This window comes from Bifidobacterium asteroides (assembly GCF_030758775.1).
Classification (GTDB): domain Bacteria; phylum Actinomycetota; class Actinomycetes; order Actinomycetales; family Bifidobacteriaceae; genus Bombiscardovia; species Bombiscardovia kimbladii.
In genome coordinates this window covers 881,620-901,065 of the sequence record NZ_CP132384.1, presented here as the reverse complement: position 1 = coordinate 901,065, position 19,446 = coordinate 881,620, and the positions used below count along the sequence as shown (strand labels likewise).

The window sequence follows — 19,446 nt, the reverse complement described above, 5'->3', positions numbered from 1 at the left end:
TTGCCATCTTAAAAGGCGACGTATGGGTACTTAGCTATCAAAGGCAATGAGCAAGTTATTAATATTCAAGAAGCGAGTTAAAACAGAAGTTGACACTGAACCGGGTTCTGATAATATTACTACAAAGCATAGTCCGCAACGATGGGAGACGCAATGATTGGGGAAGCTGTATACATGCGGGCGACGCACCCAGGATCTCCTTTCTTTGTCGATAGCCGTAGTCTCATGGCACATGCCGAAGAGTCATGGGATCCTGAACCTGACTGTCCGATAGGATGGGCTTCAAATAAATCCGTAGTATGGACATATATGCAGCCGACTGCTTGCATAATGAGGACCCACGGATGAAAAATTCATGTGACGGCTTCCCTTGACAATGCACAATCAGTTTTAGAAAAAGTTTCTAAAATCTGTATTTCAGAGCATGTTATGTTCAAATATCTCAGGGATAAACAACAGTACCGATCCTCCAATACCAAATATGCAGGACGCAGCTCTAGTGGAAAATTCATAACCATATATCCCTTTTCTGATGAGCATCTTGAAAGATTAACCCTCAAACTAGAGGAAGCAATAGGCGGTGAACCAGGACCTTATATCCTCAGTGATTTAAGGTACAATAACGGACCTATCTTTTTCAGATATGGGGCGTTTGTTTCAATAGAAATGTCCGATTCAGTACTCGTTGTCGTGGGGCTTTATAATCGCATGAGGTCTGGCGATACTCTGATCTCAGTACCATGAAGGTTAATATTATGCGTGATGGTGTGGTAGTAGCTGAACAGCTAAGTAAGAATTTCGTCTCGGGTGACGGGACTCCCACTGTGGTATTCAATGATCTTTCTTTTGTTGCTGCTGGTGGTGCCATGACCGCAATTACAGGGCCCTCTGGATGTGGTAAGAGCACCTTGCTATATTGCCTTTCTGGTCTTGAACAGCCATCTCAAGGAAATGTGTGGGTGCTGGGTGAGGAACTAACTAAGAAGAACCAGCGTAACTTGGCTTTGTTTCGCAGATCGCATATCGGGTTTGTGTTTCAGTCCTACAATCTTGTCCCGTCCATGACCGTTCGTGACAATATCCTGCTCCCCTTGACTCTCAGCCATCGCAAGGTCGATCAAGGAAGCATCGATGCCCTCATGGATAAGTTCCACTTGAGCGGGCACGACAATGACGCAGCTAGTTCGCTCTCAGGTGGTGAGCAGCAGCGGGTATCCTTGATTCGCACCTTGGTCGCGGATCCCGATGTTGTGTTCGCCGATGAGCCGACAGGTGCTCTTGACCAGAAGTCCGGACAGTTGGTTTTCTCGCAGTTGCGGGACTTCTCCCATCGACCCGGTAAATGCGTGGTCGTGGTCACACACGATCTCCGCCTGGCCCGGCAATGCGACGTCGTATACACCATGAGTGATGGCGGATTTGTCGCATCAGGGAATGTGGAAGAGCAAGCGTAGTTATTGCCCTGATTCTGTATGGCGATGCGGCGTGAAAGGTGTAAGTCATGAAGTGGGCGTTGAATGATCTGAAAGCCAATAGAGGAATCTGGGCCGGTGTGTTTCTTGTGCTTGTGGTCACGCAGACGATTCTGTGCGCCATGAGTGTATGCAAGGGAATCAATGATCTCAAACATGATTCCCCGGGGGAAGTGGGTGTGGTATCTCACCATCTCAGCACTAACGTGGACTCGGTCTACCAGATAGCAATGGTCCTGGGTTGCCTGGTCATTATGGTGACGATTCAGGCTTCCATAAGGCAGCGGCGGAAGGGACTTGCATTGTTGTCCCTGCTTGGTGCCACACCTAGGCAGGTGCTGACCCTCACCATGGTGCAGGTGTTCGTGCTGACTCTGATCTCCTCCATCGTTGGTATGGCGCTGGCGCCAATTCTTGCCCCACGGATTCTAAAGTTCCAGTTGGAGGCCGTGCTGTTACCGCCGCTTATCACTTTTACTTGGCAGGGTTTCTTAGACTTTGCTTTGAGGGGGCTTGCAGTCGGTTTCATTGTGGCTTTGTTGGGTGCTCTCTTTACTCTGCGTGCTTTGAGGAAAGTGCTTCCGGTTGAGCTGCTGAGAGGTTCAGGAACTGAGGAAGTCCACGTCACGAGAGCTGGGCGCGGTCTGAGGAGATTCCTTATTATCGGTGGTTTCATCGCCCTGCTGGCACCGGCTGTCGCTGCCGTTATCCTGGTGTTGAACGACCCCAAAACTCTGAGTAAGACCCAATTGGGCATCATCATGCAACCCATGTCATTAGGCCCGATCATCGCGATACTGCTGTTTCTGGTCGCTCTGGCCTATTCTGGAGGACCCATCATCCAATGGGCCACCAAAACATGGACGAATCTGGTTCCTGTGCAATCCGATGTCTGGAAGATCGCACGGGCACAAGCCATTGTGAGAAGTCGCGGGAAGGCATTCGGCTCCACCATCATCTCACTGACTGCTTGCCTGTTCCTGCTCGGTGGATTGTTAATCACAGGTCAAACCAGTACTGCTGCCATAAGTGGCTTTCCCCAGTTGAAAGACATGGGATCAGCCACACCGATAGAGCTTATGTCCAGCCTGTGGTCGGCCTTGCTCATTGCTGTAATCGGTGCGGTCGCCAGTTTCGCCATCTCTGCCAAGGAACGCAACCTTGATCTGGCCCTTATCTCCATCGCGGGCGCTGTGCCCGGACAGCTACTTGCCATATCGGCCTTGGATGGTTTCATCCTCGTGACCACCGGTATCCTTATCTCTGCGGGGGCCACCTTGCTCGTCGGAGTTTTCACCGCTGTGACATTCCTCCCTCTTTCCAAGAATCTCTTTGTAGTGGTCTTCCCCTGGAAGTTCTTCATTATCCTTGCTGTGCCCATTATCGCCGCGGGAACACTTTCCACATTTTTCTCTGCACGTTCTAGTTTGAAGCGATCGGCAATTGAAACCGTCCAAACAGCCATAGGCGAATAGCGGAAATCATGTCAACTATGCAAACTCAGCAACGTCAAAAAACCACAATTTTTAATGTATTCAGACTATTGAAACCGCACACAGCTATCACTGTTGTTGTGATGTCTGTGGGTATAGTGTCTTCAGGTCTGGCGTTACTACAACCTCTGTGTGTCAATTATCTTCTACACGCCATAGAACAGAGTCAGAAGTTGGTGAGACCAATTGCAGTCTTGGCGCTTTTGTTTGTAGCAGGCATCGTCCTGGATGGTTTGGGATCCAATATGGCAAACCGCCTTGCGGCGAAAATAGTTTTCGATAAACGTAGCAATCTCATTACCTGTATCCTCGGCCTGCCGGTACAAGAGTATGATAAGAGGGAGTCGGGTGACTATGTCTCAACTGTCATCTCAGATACTAATGAGTTACGCTCAGCCCTGTCATCAGACTTCTTTAAAGTGGCCGCGAATCTGTTAACAGCTTGCGGATCAGCTGTCGCTATGCTGTTCATTGATACCAGACTCTTTGCCGTGGCACTTATAACTTCGTGCACATCCATTCTGTTGATGATTGCTGCTTCTTCTCGTCTGCAGGCCTATACCGAACTGGTACAAGCTAAGACAGCAAGACTGTCTAATGCCATACTGCGATCATTAGCTGGAATTCGCACAATTAAGGCCTTTATGGCAACAGTGCCTGAAACGAAAAGAGTAGTCGGTACCGCAGAAGAAGTGTATCGGGCAACAGTAAAAGTGGCCAACAAGGAAACAATCATTCGGTCCATTGTGAACTGCGCCATACAGCTGACCTTACTAATCGTTTTTTCCTTTGGCGGCGCGGAAATAGCGAAAGGGGATCTTGATATTTCTAATTTCATCTCCTTTTCAATGTATTTGACTATGGTTGTTTCTTCGCTAAGCTCCTTTTCCTCATCTATAACCACGGCTTTCAAAGCTTTAGGACCACTCAGGAGAATAGAAGACATTGAATCTTTGCGCGATAAAAGCGAAACCGTAAGTTCGAGCAATATGCTTTCCCCAGATGGGCATTCCTCGTTTGATACAGCCAACATTACGCTGGAGTTCAAAGATGTATGCTTTTCTTACAATACAGCGGACAAAGATGATGAACGAAATACCACTCTGCAGAACATTAGTTTTAGCGCAGTCCCACACCAAAGAACCGTCATCGTGGGCTCGTCGGGTTCAGGTAAAACTACGCTGCTTTCCCTATTGGAGGCTTTTTATAGGCCGGATTCGGGGCATATCCTATACAACAATGTTGACTCAACTGATTTAAATGGGCCTATAGGAACTAAACGCGTTGTTTTGTTCCTCTGATTCATGGAGAGAGGGGTGAGCGATGAGTGACCGTGGACGATCAGACCATGTAACGGTTTCGGATGCGATTACCGGTGTTGGTTTTTTCGGAACTGTGTTGTTGGGTTTTGTCTTTCCTTTTGCGGTCGGCATTGGTGTCACTTATCGCTTGCTCCCTTTCGGTGGCGTTCGTTCCTGGGTGCATGGGTGGCGTGGGGTTTTGGGTACCATCGTTATCTTTCTGTTGTGGTTCTTTGGTACCTACATAACTGATGCGTTGGTGGATGTGTTGTTTAGCATGAGCAGTCACAAGGTCTTGAAGAAGCTTGTTAGCGAAGTTGTGAGTTTTGTGTTTCTCATGGGGTTGATGGCCTTGGCCTTCAGCAGGTGGGAAGCCATGGCGCTCTCATCTTTGATAACTGAGGTTCTCACCATTCTCATCTCCCTACTCGTCATTCATGCCGTTGATGCTGCAGACAAGCATGATTAATCTAAACAACAATCATTCCTAGGGAATGAAGCGGATTCGAGTGCCCCTTTTATGGGGCGGGAGAAACGCATCGGACGCGGAGAGGTCTCCTCCTTGGTTTGGGAGGAGACCTCTTCGGTTTGGTTGTGTGTGGTGTTAGTCGTCGGTGGGGTTGATGTTCTTACTGAGGGCCAGGGCGATGAGCGCTGCGAGGTTGTTGGTTCGGTCGAGGGTGAGGGCTTGGACCATGTATGAGCTGGCTTGGTCGGGGTCGCGGGCGGCCCAGGCCAGGTAGGCTCTGGAGGCGCTGAGGTGTGGGGTGGGGCCGACGGCGGCGGTGAGCTGGTCGAAGAGGTTGTAGGCTCTGTCGGCGCGTTCCTGGTTGACGGGGGTCCGGCCTTCGAAGCAGGTGGTGAGGCTGGTGAAGATGAGTTTGACGGCGGCGGGGTCGTGGGGTTGTTCGGTGATGGTGGTCAGGTCGTCTCGGGTGGTGTCGGGGTTGATGGCGGCGACCAGGAGCGCGTCGCGGTGCGGCAGTGAGGTTTCTATCAGCGCGGCCATGCGGGTGAGCCGGTCGTGTCCTATGGCTTCGGGCTGGTGGGTGCCGTCGAGTATGCGCATGATGCTGTCGAGGGCCTGTCGGCCTGCGGTGAGCATGAGTTGGGGGTCCTGGCTCAGTTGCTTGACGTCGTCCTGGAGGCTGGTTGTGGTGTTCATGGGTGTTCCTTTCCTTGGTGCCGGGACTGTTTGTGCCGACGCCTGGAATGGCGGCCCGGGTATAGCGGAGAGTCAAGCCCCCGCGTGGATCCGAACACTCCCCCGGAGGCCGAGGGGGCATGCTGTTCGGCCCCCTCGGCCGGAGCGGGGTGTGGGCGGAGACGCTCGGGGCTTGAGTCGCAGCGGCCCGGGCCAGAATGGAAGGGGGCGGCACAAACACCACATTCCCAACCCCTTCAGCAGCACGCCGCAGGCGTGCGACAGCGGCGGCCAGACATCAAGGCGCAGCCGCCGATGACCACAACCCCGGCCGAGCCGAGCATGGAAAAAGGGACCCCGTTGAGGGGTCCCTTGATGATGTTGCCCTGATGGGTCAGGCCATCTGGCTTCGGAGTCCTGGGTAGTGGTGTGCCAGGTATTCGGCGGTGGCTTGGCGGATCAGTGCCGATAGGTTGGTGCCTTCTGTTTTGACGGCGGCTTCGGCCCATTGGTCCAGGGCCGGGGTGGTGCGTACCTGCCAGGTTTTGCTGGTGGGTTGTTTGAGTTCGTCGCGGGGGCGGCCGGCGAAGATGGAGAGCAGGTCGTCGTCGGTCAGGGGGCCGGCGTCGTAGCCCCGGTATACCCGGGTGCCTTCGATGGGTGTGAATTGGCCGGCGTCGGCCATGCGGTCGAGTGCTTCGGCGTGTGCTGCCCTGTCGGCGGGTGTCTGTGTGTTGGTCATGGTCTGGCTCCTTGTTGGTTGTGTCTATTGGTATCTGAGATGTTGCCACCGGCTGGTCAGCGGCATGGCGTGGAAGGTGTGGAGCTGGCCGTCCTGCCATTTGCTGACGATGACTTCGAGCAGGTTGTCGGGTAGGGCCCCGGGGTGTGGCTGGCCGACGAAGACCACCGTCATCTCGTCGCCGTAGCCCTCGATTTGTTCGTGGCCTATGGAGTGGAGGACCGCGTGCCTGATTTCGTCGTCGGCGCAGCCGTGCTTGCGGGCTGATTGCTCTATCTCGATCTCCATGACCATGAGTGTAGTACAAATTGCACATACAAACCAGTCGTGCGTTCCTCGCGTTGCGGTCTGGCTGTCCGAACGCGGGGCGTTCGACGATGCCGATTCCACCCCGTGGGGTGGCGCGAGGCATCGCTGCGCCGCCGCCGGCAGCCGGCCCCGCTTGGTGGCGGGGCCGGCTGCGGGGTTCATTCACTCTTTGGTGTCCTCCTCCTGGTCGCCGTCGTCTGTTTCATCTTCGTTCCCTTCGTTGTCTTCCTCTTCAGGTCGGGGCACCAGGTCGCCGTCGAGACCGGATTGCTCTTCGTCGCTGATGGCGTAGCCTGCGGTTTGGAGGGCACGGTAGAGGGGTTTGAGCAGGCCGTCTATGTCGTCTTGGCTGCGCCAGGTCTCGTGGTTGATCTGTGTCTCCATGATGGCGTGGCACAGGGCGAAGGCCGTCTGGGTGCGGCGACTCTCGTCAAGGTCGGCCTTTTGCGCCAGCTCGGCTTCCTGGTCCTGGACGATGGCGCGCCATGTGTCCCGCACCTGGTCCCGGCTGACCCACCAGGTGCGTTGGCTCGCTTGGGCGATGACCAGCATGGACAGGGCCTGGGACTGGTTTTTGGCGGGGCGTTTGAGGGACATGAGCCGTTGCGTGTAGGCCAGCCGCAGGTCGTGGCTTGCCGTGTCCAGTTGCTTGGCCGGTGCGATTTCGGCTTCTTGTTCGGCTTGCCACCTGGCCAGGTCATCCTCTCTTTGCCGGCGTTCGTCCTCCTGGTCCTGTTGGGTGTATGGCTCCAGCAGGGTGATTTTGACGCGCCACTGTCCGCCACGGTCGAGCAGTCCGGCGGCCGTGGGTTTGTCGCCTTCCCATTCCTCCAGCCATGTGTCGAGGGCCTGCTTGGGGTCGGGGTCGGTATCCGGGGAGAATCGGGCGATGGTGCGCCAACCTTCCGGGTCAGACCAGGATTGTGATGGTGTCAGCGGCACGATGGGCAGCCCGGCCTGCTTGATGGCTTCCTGGGCCTGTTCGATCCACTTGTCCAGCGACCGTTTGGCCTGGACCTGGTGCAGTGTCATGTTCCAGTTGTTGGTGCCTGCGGCTTTGATGAGCTGGTCTTGCAGGCCTTCGTCGTCGCGGAAGTCGGCTATCGTCTCCAATTCCTCGAAGCTCAGCTGGGATGGCAGCGCGAGTATTTTCTCGTCGTCGATGGACGATATTTTGAGCCGTCGCTGCACGGTGCTGCGGCTGCGGCCAGTGGCTTTGGCCATCTGGTCCACGTCTTCGCCAAGGTCCAGGAGGTGGGCGTATCCGCGTGCCTCGTCCAGGGCGGTGAGCTGGTCACGGTGTATGTTCTCTACCAGCATCACCTCCGCCTGGGTCTGCTCGTCCATGTCGGTGATGATACAGGGCACGGTTGCAAGGCCGGCCTGCTCGGCGGCCGCCAGCCGCCGGTGTCCGATGACCAGGGTGTGCCGCCCCTCCTGGTTCGCCGGTGTGACGACCAGGGCCTGCTGTATGCCTTGGGACGCGATGCTCATGGCCAGCTCCGACACGTCTCCTATCTCGCTTCGGGGGTTGGCGTCGTTGGGCCTGATGGCGTCGATGGGCAGCATGGTCACTGTGGTTGTGGTGTTCATGGGTGTTCCTTTCCTTGGTGCCGGGACTGTTTGTGCCGACGCCTGGAATGGCGGCCCGGGTATAGCGGAGAGTCAAGCCCCCGCGTGGATCCGAACACTCCCCCGGAGGCCGAGGGGGCATGCTGTTCGGCCCCCTCGGCCGGAGCGGGGTGTGGGCGGAGACGCTCGGGGCTTGAGTCGCAGCGGCCCGGGCCAGAATGGAAGGGGGCGGCACAAACACCACATTCCCAACCCCTTCAGCAGCACGCCGCAGGCGTGCGACAGCGGCGGCCAGACATCAAGGCGCAGCCGCCGATGACCACAACCCCGGCCGAGCCGACCAGTTTTATGTTTGCCGATTGAAGGGTGATCTGCAGTAGCTCATGATAGAAGAAAGACCATCCGATAATAAATGTGTTTATATTGTGAAGCTTTATCTTGATGAAGCTTTCTAACTGATATCCCGAGTATATTAAAGCTTGTTAGAAGCCGCCACTGCCTCTATCATATTTATATGATATGCACACTAGGGCGGCACTTTTTTATCTAAAGGGGTGTAACTGAGATGGACACCGCTCGTATTCCTTACCCTTCGCATCCTTATCAGAGCTCAGCCAATCTAGCCTCTATGCTGATACAGAACGGTCTCTCCGGCATCAGGGGCTATAGGAACTAAACGCGTTGTTTTAGGTTCTGTGTGTGGGTTTGGTTGTGTGTTGGTCAGAGTGTGGTGTTGGGGTATCTGACTGGTGTGTGGAACTCGTTCCAGTTGATGGCGGTGCCGTAGTGTTCGGGCTCGTCCTGTTCCTGTCTGGTTTCCCGTTTGGGTGCTGGTTGTGGCTGGTGGTGTTCGTCCCTGATCAGGCTGGCGGGGTCGGGGTTGTCGGTTTTCATGCAGCAGCGCCATTCGCAGGCGCGTCCCATGTGGCTCTCGGGTAGGCCGTGGTGTTGCAGGAGGGTGCGTTTGATGGGTGGGTTGACTCCTCCTTCCGGCCGGTTGGTGGTGCGTTCCACTGGCCCGCCGGCGGTGAGTTCGGGTTCCAGGAAGGCGAAGAGCGGCCTGTCTTGGAAGAGGTGTTCGAGCCTGCGGTAGCAGCGGCGGAGTTCCTGGTGGGTCCACCACCAGGATTGGTGGCTGGCTTTGGGGTTGGCTGGGTCGTCCTTGGCCATGGTGCGTTCGTCGATGAGGGTTTTCCATCTTTCGTGCCAGGCGTTCAAGGCCTCACCCCAACGCACCGCTTCCTCGATGGTATGGACCCGGGTGAGCTGGTCGGAGAGTCGCTTGAGTTCCTTGCCGGCCTGAAGTCGTGGTTTGAGTGTCAGGTCGGTTTTGGTGTTGCGTTGCACGTGCACCAGGCAGCGTTGGATGCGCGTGCCCGGCAGCAGGCATGGCAGGCTTTCTGCACGCCGCGAAGGCCGTCGGTGATGAGCACGTCGGGCCCGGGGATGCGGGAGGACAGGGCCGTGCAGGCCGCCGTGTTCTCCTGATGGCACCACTGCCGGTCGATGACCTGGCCCGTCTGCCCGTCGATCGCTATCAGGAGGCACCAGCCGTGTGCCATATACGTGCCGTCGGCCATGAGCGTGTGATGGACCACCCCGTCCGGTGTGATTGCCGGCTTGATGTTCCAGCACCAGCCGACCCGTTTACGCCAGGCCCTGGCGCCCATGGCCCCCATCTGTTCCCGGGTCCTGCCCGTCAGCGGCCGGTCCGGGAACTCCCTCAACTGCGCGGCGCGGGCCCGGTCCTGCCTGCGCGCGGTGGACGTGATCGAGCAGGACGGACACATCCAGCGCTGCGTGCCTGATCTGTTGCGCCCATGCCTGCGCATCCGCCCATGGCATATGGGGCAATGCCTGGCCCTCTTCGATCTGGTTCTCATTCCCCAATCGAACAGGAACGGGCACCCCTGCAAGACCCCTATTAACAACCCGACCTATTAACAACCACCCAACACGCTTACAGCCACAAGGCCAAACCCCCAACATAAACAACACGTTTAGTTCCTATAGCCCATTCATTGGGCTTGCAAACGCCAGATCGCTCTCTTCTTTCCTTATGCTCAGCAACAGCCGATACATGTCTGGATCATTGCCAATGACTGTGTTGGCACAGTCAAACTGCCATCATTGACTGTGGTCGATCTGTGAAAACGCCATGGTTTTCGGCTCTTGCAATTGTGTTTTGGCAAAGCTACCCCTAAGCAAGGCAGAGCCGTCACCACGGGCAATTGGGCATCATGACCGGCGATAGTCATACAGACAGCGTTTTGGGTCGTTGCTATAAGCAGGTTGACAATATTCCTGGGATTTCGAAGGTCCAAGAGGCTGCCAAACAGCACATGACCGCCACCGCAGAGTCCAACCACTTGCGGAATAACTGGACGCGTACATGTGCTGCAGCCCCCATGACTAACTCATGAGATAGTGAAAAGGGCTCGGCCCGGATGTAAATCTCACCCGCGCGACTTCAGCGAGGCAGAACAGCCTGCTGCCAGACCTGAATCATGCGCGAATTATCCACGCCAGTGCAAAGTTCCACCTCATACGATCTGACACCACTAACAGGCTGGTCACCATTCCTGTCAGCCAATAACAGCTTGCCGCAGTCGGCAAGATTCACCCGTGCAGGACGAAGAGCAACAAGGTCCCTTTCAGCCAGTGCCAAGACGGATACAAGGTCATGAAGCCACATGCCATCGACCGGTCGAGTTCGTCTGCTGTATGTCAGCCACGGTCTCAACCAACGGTTCATCGAGTCCTTCCACGGCGCCTTGCTTGCATCGGCCTCGGCGATCATACGATCCCAGCATCGCTGGCTCAGATGCGTGGTCCTGGTCACATCAAGCGGAACCAAGGTGATGGGAATACTGGATTCCAACACCCGCCGGGCTGCCACCGAATCGACGGCGAAGTTGGTGTCCACCTCATCACCGAATCCAATGGAACCGCCCATGATGCTGATCCTCTCAATATGGCCAATGACCTGAGGCTCATCACTGATCAGCCTGGCTAGGTTGGTGAGAGGTCCTATGGCGGCAATGGACACCGGACCGCTGCAAGCAAGCACATCCTGCGCAAGCTGATCAGGCCCGGAAACCTCTGGTATGGCTGATACCTTATCGGCGCTTGATGCATGGAACCCTGCCTGCGATCCCACGGCATTTCTCCATACTTCTGGCGCCTCGGGGCTGCTGGCCGCATTCAGCCTCTTGGTCAGCCAAGGCTGGCGTGATCCCTGCAGCGGGCCATCCGCCCCTCGACGGACATGAACATCCATGCGTCCCATGGATCTCAGCAAGGCCTCTGCACTGGAATAACCGAGATCAGAGGTAGTGTTGCCGAACACGGTCCATATTGCTCTGGTCCTGAGCTTTTCGGAACGCAAGGCATAGGCAATGGCCAGGGCATCATCGACGTTGGCTCCGGGCACACCGTTACCCGGGTCACAGTCGACGATAATGTTGACTGCATCTTTCATTTCTGTTTTCATACCTCATTTTGGCTGCATCCACAGCTACGGCCAATGACCAGCTGTGGAGCTGCCGGAATTGTGCCTAAACCAGTACGGACAGGAGCATCCGAACGATTTGTTGGAGCGACGGAAGTCTCGTAACCCCCTGGTTTGTCGTCTCCATCATCGCCAGTGTCCTGATAGGCGCCGTCCGGTTTCAGCAACACCTTGGCAATCTTATCCGCTATCTCATCCTCAGATAGCTGTACGGCTGTCAGTGAGGGGATCAAATATGCGGATTGGTCAGTCCCATTCATCGCCGCCAAAGCCACATCATCAGGCACTTTTTTGCCACGCTGGGCCATGCCAGCCAGAAAGCCCATGGCCTGAAGCTCATTCGAAGCAAAGACAGCCTCGACCTGATCATCGACCAGCTCTGCCGCCTCGTACCCCCCTTGGCAGGTGTAGGGAACGAAGATCTCCTGCCCTGGCTCAAAGCCGGATTCACGTATGGCCCTCTTCCACCCACGGATTCTTTCCCGCGAATTGAGACGCTCCCGAGGGCCGGCAATGATGGCCAGCTTTTGATAGCCATGCCCTATCAGATGGGCTGTAGCCATCCTGGCCTCTTCGCTTTCGTCAAGGCCCAATCGAACTCGGCGCCCTGCAGCGGGACTCAATTCCTGTCCTTCCGGTTGGTTGAGCATAACCACGGTTCCCGGGTAGGTTTCAAGGGCATCCATGGGAAGAGGCTGGTCCACGCCATACCAAACCAGACCAGAGACCTGCTGACGCTGGAAGGATTCCAACAGCTCCATCTGGCGACTGGGGTCATCGCTGGAATCGCCGACCAGGAGGGTCTTGCCCAAGGAGAAAAGCTTGTGCTCCAAAGCCTTGGTCATCTGTGCCAGGAAGGGATTGGCCAGGTCTGTCACCAGCAGGGCGTAGGTATCGCTGGTCCCGTTGGCCAGCGACTTGGCGATATTGTTAGGCACATAGCCGGTTCGCCTGATGGCATCTAAGACCTTGCGCCTGGTCTGCTCGGAGACTGGACGTGGACCATGATTGATCACATAGCTCACCACAGCAGATGAGGTACCCGCCTCCCTGGCCACGTCATCCCTTGTCGGACGCCTCGTCACCATTCCCCTCCTTGCAACTGGTCTCCTTACAGATTACCGATTCAATGGAGATTCATCAGATCGCATCGTCAACTAGGGTCAGGTCCCGGCCACGGGTTTCAGGGGCGAAGAATGTCGTGACCAGACCGATCGCTGCCATCAAGCAGTAATAGGCAGCCAAAGGCACCCAGGAGCTGAAGGCTGCCAGCAGTGCCGAAGCGATCATCGGAGCCGTGCCGCCGGAGAGGATGGAGCCAAGCTCCTTGGCGACTGCCATCCGGGAATACCTGTGCTGAATGCCAAAGAGCTCAACACCGTAGGCCGCTTGGACTCCGAAGATGCCCAGCGAAGCCACACCCATGCCCACGATTATCACCAGGCTGACAACTAAGGTGTTCTTCGACTGCAACAGAGCAAAGGCGGGGAAGGCGTAAAGGACCAGAAGCAGGCAGAAGACGCGGTAGACAATCCGGCGGCCGAACCGGTCGGAAAGCCATCCGGAGAAGGGGATGATCAGGAAGCCCAGCAACGAAGCAATCAGTACGGCTGTGGTCGGCACAGATTTGCTCACGCCCAGTGTGACCACGTATCCGATAAGGAAGCTCTGCGAAAGATACGAGGGACCGTTCTCTCCTATACGCAGACCAAGCATGATGAAGAAGGCCTTCCAGCCACCCTCGGACTTCTTCTCCTGCTTGCCTGCGGCAGCCAGAATAGCCTCTTCCTTCTTCCTATTGGCCTGGTAGGAACGAAATGCGGGCGTCTCCTGCATGGAGCGACGCAGATAGACAGCGAAAAGCGCAATCAGGATCGAGACCAGGAAGGGAATCCTCCATCCCCAGGCAATCAGGCTGTCGTGAGGCAAAAGCAGAACCAGAAGCCAGACGGCAGAAGCCAGCAAGGTGCCCGAATTGGACCCGATGCCAATCAATGAGGAAACCAGGCCACGGTGGTTGACGGGGGAATACTCGGCGAGCATCACTGCTCCCCCCGACAGCTCGGCCCCAGCGCCGAATCCCTGGCATACGCGGCAAAGTATCAAGAGAATAGGAGAAAGAATACCCACCATTTGGTACGTCGGCAAAAGCCCCAAGGCTGTAGTCGACAGACCCATCAGCATGACCGTGAAGACCATGATGAACTTACGTCCGCGCTTATCACCTATCTTGCCTAGAACAAAGGCTCCGACAGGCCTGGCCAGGAAGCCGACCGCATATGTTGCGAATGAAGAGAGCAGAGCGATTACCGGCGTTTGCCCGGGAAAGAAGATGTCGCCAAAGACGAGCCCTGAAGCCAGACCATACAAGGCAAAGTCCACATATTCCATGGTTGTGCCCAACCATACGGCCACGATATTGGTCCAGAAGCTCTTCCTGCCCTCCTTGGTGCGGAAGTTGACATCAGCTGCCTGTTCCTGTTGATCAGACAATTCGGAATTTGACCTGGATCGCTGATACACAGTTTCAGGTTTTTCTCTCTTGGCCCGGTTCACTCCCATTTATGCCTCCTTGCAGGGGATCATTGCGATTCGATGCTGAATACCGTTGTTCTACCCGCGTAGATTGGAAGCGACTTTTTACGCGTTTCCATTTGCCTACAATGCAAAATTCTACGCGCGTAGTTTTCCTTGTCAATTTGAGAGTTTCCCGTTTTGCTGATTGGCAAGCACGCAGGATGGAGTTCATGGTCACATAAGATGGGCTCCCAGCCATTGCGAGGCTCAAACCCAAACCTTGCCTGATTGCAACAAGAACTCAGCAATCAAAACGATCAATGGATTCCAACGAATGCGACTCATAGTATTCGAGCACGAAGCATATCCTTGCAACTGTCTTGGTTCGTTCGACCTTTAAAGATGCTTGCTCAACGATTAAGCGATCACTGCAACTGTACTACCCTACCTGGGCTGATATAGGGTTCAATCATCATGACGAATCATGCTTATCGAGCTGATCAGATCAATAGTATTGATAATATTCACTCAGGCTAAGAAGATCCTGGTCCGAAACAACGAATAATTCGGGAGGGGTGCGCGGCAATGAGCACGATTGAGGAAGGCGCACTGGGCGCACTTACTGGGCTGTCCTTGGGAGATGCGCTGGGCATGCCCACACAGAGCATGAGTCCAGCAGCCATCCATGAGGCCTACGGCAGGGTTGACACCCTTCATGATGCTATTGCGGATCAGCCGATAGCTCCCGGTATGCCTGCGGGATCTGTGACCGATGACACCGAGCAGGCACTGATTGTCGCAGAACTGATCATCGAGGGCAGAGGATACATCGATCCCAAAGAGTTCGCTAAGCGCCTTCTGGCCTGGGAGGACGGCATGAAGTCACGCGGATCACTCGACCTGCTCGGGCCATCCACCAAGCTGGCCCTGGAACAGGTTCGCCATGGCGCGGACATCATGACAACAGGAAGGACCGGCACCACCAATGGGGCGGCCATGCGAGTCGCCCCGGTAGGGATAGCCAACAGGCCCGAAGACACCAGACGGCTGGCCAATCGCATCTACGAGTCCTGCCAGGTCACCCACGACACGGTCGCAGGCTTTCAAGGCGCAGCGCTGATCGCTACGACAGTCAGTCTGGGACTTGAAGGAATGACCGTTCGCCAGGCACTGAATGAGTCCTTGCGCCTGGTACCCGCCATGGAAACCTCCGGAGCCTGGACCCCTAAGGCATCGGTTCCCGCTCGGGCCCGCCAGGCAATACAAGTGTCCGAAGAATTCAGCGATGAGGACGACTTCGAACGCCACCTCATCGAAGACTGCGGCACCTCGGTGGAGGCCAATGAGTCTGTGGCAGCCGCTTTTGCCCTGGCCTGGAGATTCGCCGACGATCCCCAATCGGCTCTATTCGTCGCAGTCAACCTGGGAGGCGATACGGACACCATCGCTGCCATGACCGGCGCAATGACCGGCGCATGCACCGGCCCCGAGGCCTTTAACCCTGCACTCTGCTCCCAGGTGGCTTCGGTATCTCACCTTGACCTGCAGAAAACTGCCCGTGGCCTGATTACCCTAAGGTAAAGCGCAAAACGGATACGACAGAATCCTTCAGGAATACAAGAATGTAAAATCCAGTCAACCCCGAGATCATGGGGTCCACCCAGACCACACCACAGGCCTGACCAGACAATCCATCGCTGCATCCAGTACATCGTGAGTCAAAGGAGACAATCCATGTCAACTGCACCAAAAGAGGGCACCATCCTCTCCAGAGTTGAGCAAAGGGGCATCGAACCCGTGCCCGAGGATCAGAGGAACGGGTCGCCCGGTCAGCTCTTCTGGGTCTGGTTCGCCGCCAACATCTCGATCCTGGGAATCCCTCTGGGAGCTACCCTGATTGCCCAGGGCCTCAACCTCTGGCAGGCCGTGCTCGCCACGACCATCGGAGCCTTCGGATCCTTCGCACTGGTCGGCATCATTTCCATAGCCGGCAGAAGAGGCGGCGCCCCCACGCTGACCCTGTCCCGAGCCATTTTCGGCGTCAGAGGCAATGCGGGCCCCACACTGGTGGCTCTGCTGTCCAGGCTGGGCTGGGAGACGGTGAACACGATGACTGGCGCTTTTGCCCTGCTCTCCCTGATCGCCATCATCTTCGGCACCTCAGCTGATGCCAAGCGCTCCCCCTTCCTGACCTTCGTCTGTATTGCCGTGTTCGTGGCCTTGACCGTGGTGGTCTCGGCCGCAGGCCACGCCTTCATCCTCACTGTGCAGAAGTGGGCCACCTGGATATTCGGAGCCCTTACCCTCTTGGTAGCCATCTATCTGGCCACGACCGTCGACTGGTCCTCCTTCATCGGCAATGCCCCCGGGTCAGCCAGCGCCTTCCTTATCGGAGTCGGCACCATAGCCGCAGGGACGGGCATCGGCTGGGTCAATTCCGGCGCAGACATGGCCCGCTACCAAAAGACCTCGGTAAAATCCGGCTCTCTGATCCTGACTGCAGCAGCCGGCGCCGGCATCCCCCTGGTCGTGGTTATCGGCCTGGGATCGGTCCTGACAGCAGGCAACTCCACCATTGCCTCCGCCGCTGATCCGGTCGCCGCGGTTCGAAGCGCCCTGCCCGCCTGGGTTTCGATCCCCTATCTGATTGCCGCCTTCGCTGGGTTGCTCATGTCAAACAACCTGTCCGTATATTCGGCCGGCCTGACCACCATCACCCTGGGCATCAGAATTCCCCGCGTCTATGCGGTCGTCGTCGATGTGGTGGTGACCACCTGCGGAGCCCTGTACTTCACGCTGGGCTCCGACGGATTCTACGGCCCCTTCGTCACCTTCATCTCCCTCTTGGCAGTGCCGCTGAGCACCTGGGCAGGCATCTTCCTGTCAGATATGATCTTCCGCAAGCGCTACGATTCGGACGGCCTTCTGAATTTGCGAGCCGACTCCCCATACTGGTACTGGCACGGCATCAACCTCCCGGCGATCGTCAGCTGGCTGGTGGGGATAGTCGTCGGCTTCCTGTTCGTGACGGCCCAGGTCTCCAAGAACGAGGTCTGGTTTTCAGGACCGCTGGCCGGCAGCTTCCTGGGCAGGAACGGCCTGGCATGGCTGGTATCCCTCCTCTTGGGAGGAATCCTCTATGCCATTTTGCACCTCCTCTCCAAGGACTCCGTGGCGGTGAGGAGCAGCAGTAATGACTGAACCCAGCATCCTTCATCTCGGTCAGGTGGTGATTGACCTGAGCATGAACATCGACCACCTCCCGGAACGCGGAGGGGACATTTTCGCCAGGCGAAGCGCCATAAAGGTCGGCGGCGGATACAACGTGATCCAGGCAGCCAGGCGGATGGGAACGCCCGTAGCCTACATGGGGGCGATCGGCACAGGTCCGATGGCGGACATGGCCCGTGGAGCCCTTGCTGCCCTGCAGGTTCCCGCACAAGGGCCTGTGCTGGACGACTGTGATACCGGATATTCGGTAGCCATGATCGAGCCCTCGGGCGAACGCACCTTCGTATCGGCGAGGGGCGCAGAGACCCGGGTGCCGGAGGGCACCTACGAAAGCATGAACCTGGTTCCCGGCGATGTCATCTACCTGAGCGGGTATTCCTTCTGCCACAAGGACAACACCCGAAGCCTGCTCGGTTTTGCTGAGAAACACCAGGGCGAAGGATTTCCGGTGCTCTTCGACTTGGGACCCATGGTGGCCGATATTACATTGGATGTGCTTGATGCGGTCAACGGTCTGCATCCTATCTGGTCCCTCAACGAACGCGAGGGACCAATCCTGGCGAAACGTCTAGGGTGCCAACCCGAAACTGGCGACGTTACTGAGTTGGAATCCCTCTGCCGCTCGCTTTCGTTGAGACTGGACAGTCCGGTGGTTCTCAGAGCCGGCGCCCACGGTGCCTGGTACTGCCAGCCCAAGGATGCAATGCAGGGCCAGTACATTCCCACCCCGCAGGTCCATGCCATAGACACCAACGGTGCAGGCGATGCACACTCGGGTGTCCTCTGCGCGGGCATCTTCCAAGGTCTGCCCATTGAGGAGGCCCTGGTGCTGGCCAACTGTGCAGGAGCACTTTCCACTACCCATCGGGGTCCAGCCACATGCCCAAGTGAAGAAGCCATACGAAAGGCCGCCAGCTCCCTGCAATGGTGACCGGAGCAAAACCGGAGGAAACAAAGGCGGCCGCCGACTTCATGCCGACGGCCGCTTGGCCTCTCAACGAGGGACCAGAGAATGACGTATCAGAGCTGCTTGCCCAGCTGATCGGCCGCACGCAGGGCGTGAGCCACATCGGTCGGGGTCACCTCGAAGGGCATGTTGCCCATGGTCTCGTCAGGGCCGCAGGCATGCTCGCCGACCTTGAGCAGATCCTCCTCACTGGCCTGGCCGATGCCGATCTGCTCCAGGGAGGTGGGCAGACCCACGCTGCAGAAGAAGTCGTAGACCCGGCGGGTCTCCTCCAGGGGCCGATCCTCAAGGACCAGCTGGGCCAAGGTGCCAAAGGCCACCTTTTCGCCGTGCAGCATGGAGTGGGTGCCCTCCAGGGCGGTCATCCCGTCATGGATGGCGTGGGCTGCAGCCAGTCCGGAGCTCTCGAAGCCCAGTCCGCTCAGCAGGGTGTTGGCCTCGATGATCTTCTCCAGGGCGGCTGTGCGCACACCGGCCTTGGCAGCGGCCACGGCCTTGACCCCATCCTCGAGCAGGGTGTCGCGGCAGAGACGGGCCAGGGCGAAGGCGGCCATGGTGGCGTGGCCTCCGGTCATGGTCACCGCATTCGACTGCACGCAGGCGGCTGCCTCATAGTAGGTGGCGAAGGCATCGCCCAGTCCTGATACCAGGAAGCGCACCGGTGCCTTGGCGATCACGTCGGTATCCATCAGGACCACATTGGGGTTGGCAGGCAGGGGCAGGTAACGGTCAAAGACGCCCTCGGGCGTGTAGAGCACGGACAGCCTTGAGCAGGGCGCATCCGAGGAGGCCGCCGTGGGAACAATCATGACCGGCAGGTGGGCGAAGTGGGCCACAGCCTTGGCGGTATCCAAGGTCTTGCCGCCGCCGATGCCGATCACCGCGTCGCTGTCGCCCAAATGGGCACGATGACGGTCGATCTCCTCCATGGAGCACTCGCCGCCGAATTTCATCAGTTCGTAGGGGATCCCATCGTGCTCAAAGGAGGCGACAATGTCGTCATGGTAGAGCCCGTCGATGACCGGATCGACGATCAGATGGGCGCCCTTGGTGCCCAGAGCCGCGTATTCTCCAGCCAGCTTTCCCATGGCGCCCTCCTGCTGAACATAGGAGCCGGGAGAGCACAGAACCTTGCGCATACATACACCTTTCTCATCGCTGATCCCGCCTTCGGGACCAGGTCCTTA

Annotated in this window: 16 protein-coding genes and 1 pseudogene; 8 read left to right on the top strand and 9 right to left on the bottom strand. The window is 57.0% G+C overall.

The features are described 5' to 3' along the window. Positions 1-357 precede the first annotated feature (357 nt). Genes RAM15_RS03365 through RAM15_RS03345 form a run of 5 tightly spaced genes read left to right on the top strand, consistent with a single transcriptional unit; the run spans position 358 to position 4,735 of the window. Positions 358-744: a class III lanthionine synthetase LanKC N-terminal domain-containing protein gene (locus RAM15_RS03365; protein WP_198191706.1), complete on the top strand. Its 387-nt coding sequence runs from the start codon at positions 358-360 to the stop codon at positions 742-744. Positions 745-755: 11 nt separating this feature from the next. Beyond that, complete coding sequence (locus RAM15_RS03360) at positions 756-1,454, top strand: ABC transporter ATP-binding protein (RefSeq protein WP_045924347.1); 699 nt, start codon at positions 756-758, stop codon at positions 1,452-1,454. A gap of 47 nt (positions 1,455-1,501) precedes the next feature. Continuing rightward, positions 1,502-2,947 (top strand): FtsX-like permease family protein, encoded by a 1,446-nt coding sequence (locus tag RAM15_RS03355; RefSeq protein ID WP_045924218.1) that lies wholly within the window; start codon positions 1,502-1,504, stop codon positions 2,945-2,947. 8 nt (positions 2,948-2,955) lie between these two features. Continuing rightward, complete coding sequence (locus RAM15_RS03350) at positions 2,956-4,266, top strand: ABC transporter ATP-binding protein (RefSeq protein ID WP_306222074.1); 1,311 nt, start codon at positions 2,956-2,958, stop codon at positions 4,264-4,266. A 22-nt stretch (positions 4,267-4,288) separates the two neighbouring features. Continuing rightward, positions 4,289-4,735 (top strand): hypothetical protein, encoded by a 447-nt coding sequence (locus RAM15_RS03345; protein WP_015022033.1) that lies wholly within the window; start codon positions 4,289-4,291, stop codon positions 4,733-4,735. A 135-nt stretch (positions 4,736-4,870) separates the two neighbouring features. Here the strand turns inward: RAM15_RS03345 and RAM15_RS03340 are convergent, their stop codons facing one another. From RAM15_RS03340 to RAM15_RS03300, 8 genes and pseudogenes are all read right to left on the bottom strand, one after another. Then, positions 4,871-5,431: a hypothetical protein gene (locus RAM15_RS03340; RefSeq protein ID WP_015022034.1), complete on the bottom strand. Its 561-nt coding sequence runs from the start codon at positions 5,429-5,431 to the stop codon at positions 4,871-4,873. Positions 5,432-5,804: 373 nt separating this feature from the next. Further along, the gene (locus RAM15_RS03335) at positions 5,805-6,152 is read right to left on the bottom strand and encodes a hypothetical protein (protein WP_015022035.1); all 348 of its coding nucleotides are present in this window, start codon (positions 6,150-6,152) and stop codon (positions 5,805-5,807) included. A 24-nt stretch (positions 6,153-6,176) separates the two neighbouring features. Further along, the gene (locus tag RAM15_RS03330; RefSeq protein ID WP_306222070.1) at positions 6,177-6,440 is read right to left on the bottom strand and encodes a hypothetical protein; all 264 of its coding nucleotides are present in this window, start codon (positions 6,438-6,440) and stop codon (positions 6,177-6,179) included. 183 nt (positions 6,441-6,623) lie between these two features. Then, positions 6,624-8,054, bottom strand: coding sequence for a ParB/RepB/Spo0J family partition protein (locus RAM15_RS03325; RefSeq protein WP_015022037.1), 1,431 nt, complete (start codon positions 8,052-8,054; stop codon positions 6,624-6,626). 699 nt (positions 8,055-8,753) lie between these two features. Further along, positions 8,754-9,916, bottom strand: a pseudogene (locus tag RAM15_RS03320) (IS1249 family transposase). Positions 9,917-10,503: 587 nt separating this feature from the next. Further along, the gene (locus RAM15_RS03310; protein ID WP_306222067.1) at positions 10,504-11,526 is read right to left on the bottom strand and encodes a nucleoside hydrolase; all 1,023 of its coding nucleotides are present in this window, start codon (positions 11,524-11,526) and stop codon (positions 10,504-10,506) included. Next, positions 11,523-12,632, bottom strand: a complete 1,110-nt coding sequence (locus RAM15_RS03305; RefSeq protein WP_306222065.1) for a LacI family DNA-binding transcriptional regulator — start codon at positions 12,630-12,632, stop codon at positions 11,523-11,525. Before RAM15_RS03305 ends, RAM15_RS03310 begins: the two co-directional genes overlap by 4 nt. Positions 12,633-12,684: 52 nt before the next feature. Then, on the bottom strand, positions 12,685-14,037 hold the full coding sequence (locus tag RAM15_RS03300; protein ID WP_306222063.1) for an MFS transporter: 1,353 nt from the start codon (positions 14,035-14,037) through the stop codon (positions 12,685-12,687). Positions 14,038-14,646: 609 nt separating this feature from the next. On the opposite strand from RAM15_RS03300, the gene RAM15_RS03295 reads away from it, so the two are divergent. The 3 genes from RAM15_RS03295 to RAM15_RS03285 all read left to right on the top strand — a co-directional run bounded on the left by RAM15_RS03295 (position 14,647) and on the right by RAM15_RS03285 (position 18,223). After that, positions 14,647-15,642 carry an ADP-ribosylglycohydrolase family protein gene (locus tag RAM15_RS03295; RefSeq protein WP_306222062.1) on the top strand — a complete coding sequence of 332 codons (996 nt, stop codon included), beginning with the start codon at positions 14,647-14,649 and terminating at the stop codon, positions 15,640-15,642. Between the two features lie 153 nt (positions 15,643-15,795). Further along, positions 15,796-17,262 carry a purine-cytosine permease family protein gene (locus RAM15_RS03290; protein ID WP_306222061.1) on the top strand — a complete coding sequence of 489 codons (1,467 nt, stop codon included), beginning with the start codon at positions 15,796-15,798 and terminating at the stop codon, positions 17,260-17,262. Further along, complete coding sequence (locus RAM15_RS03285) at positions 17,255-18,223, top strand: PfkB family carbohydrate kinase (protein WP_306222059.1); 969 nt, start codon at positions 17,255-17,257, stop codon at positions 18,221-18,223. Before RAM15_RS03290 ends, RAM15_RS03285 begins: the two co-directional genes overlap by 8 nt. Before the next feature lie 89 nt (positions 18,224-18,312). Here the strand turns inward: RAM15_RS03285 and RAM15_RS03280 are convergent, their stop codons facing one another. Beyond that, on the bottom strand, positions 18,313-19,398 hold the full coding sequence (locus tag RAM15_RS03280; protein ID WP_306222057.1) for a glycerol dehydrogenase: 1,086 nt from the start codon (positions 19,396-19,398) through the stop codon (positions 18,313-18,315). Positions 19,399-19,446: the final 48 nt, after the last annotated feature.

Coding starts and splice junctions, on each gene's coding strand:
- RAM15_RS03310 (WP_306222067.1), bottom strand. CDS start 11,526: ATGAAAACAGAAATGAAAGATGCAGTCAACATTATCGTCGACTGTGAC.
- RAM15_RS03325 (WP_015022037.1), bottom strand. CDS start 8,054: ATGAACACCACAACCACAGTGACCATGCTGCCCATCGACGCCATCAGG.
- RAM15_RS03285 (WP_306222059.1), top strand. CDS start 17,255: ATGACTGAACCCAGCATCCTTCATCTCGGTCAGGTGGTGATTGACCTG.
- RAM15_RS03335 (WP_015022035.1), bottom strand. CDS start 6,152: ATGACCAACACACAGACACCCGCCGACAGGGCAGCACACGCCGAAGCA.
- RAM15_RS03305 (WP_306222065.1), bottom strand. CDS start 12,632: ATGGTGACGAGGCGTCCGACAAGGGATGACGTGGCCAGGGAGGCGGGT.
- RAM15_RS03345 (WP_015022033.1), top strand. CDS start 4,289: ATGAGTGACCGTGGACGATCAGACCATGTAACGGTTTCGGATGCGATT.
- RAM15_RS03360 (WP_045924347.1), top strand. CDS start 756: ATGCGTGATGGTGTGGTAGTAGCTGAACAGCTAAGTAAGAATTTCGTC.
- RAM15_RS03295 (WP_306222062.1), top strand. CDS start 14,647: ATGAGCACGATTGAGGAAGGCGCACTGGGCGCACTTACTGGGCTGTCC.
- RAM15_RS03330 (WP_306222070.1), bottom strand. CDS start 6,440: ATGGAGATCGAGATAGAGCAATCAGCCCGCAAGCACGGCTGCGCCGAC.
- RAM15_RS03350 (WP_306222074.1), top strand. CDS start 2,956: ATGTCAACTATGCAAACTCAGCAACGTCAAAAAACCACAATTTTTAAT.
- RAM15_RS03280 (WP_306222057.1), bottom strand. CDS start 19,398: ATGCGCAAGGTTCTGTGCTCTCCCGGCTCCTATGTTCAGCAGGAGGGC.
- RAM15_RS03290 (WP_306222061.1), top strand. CDS start 15,796: ATGTCAACTGCACCAAAAGAGGGCACCATCCTCTCCAGAGTTGAGCAA.
- RAM15_RS03340 (WP_015022034.1), bottom strand. CDS start 5,431: ATGAACACCACAACCAGCCTCCAGGACGACGTCAAGCAACTGAGCCAG.
- RAM15_RS03355 (WP_045924218.1), top strand. CDS start 1,502: ATGAAGTGGGCGTTGAATGATCTGAAAGCCAATAGAGGAATCTGGGCC.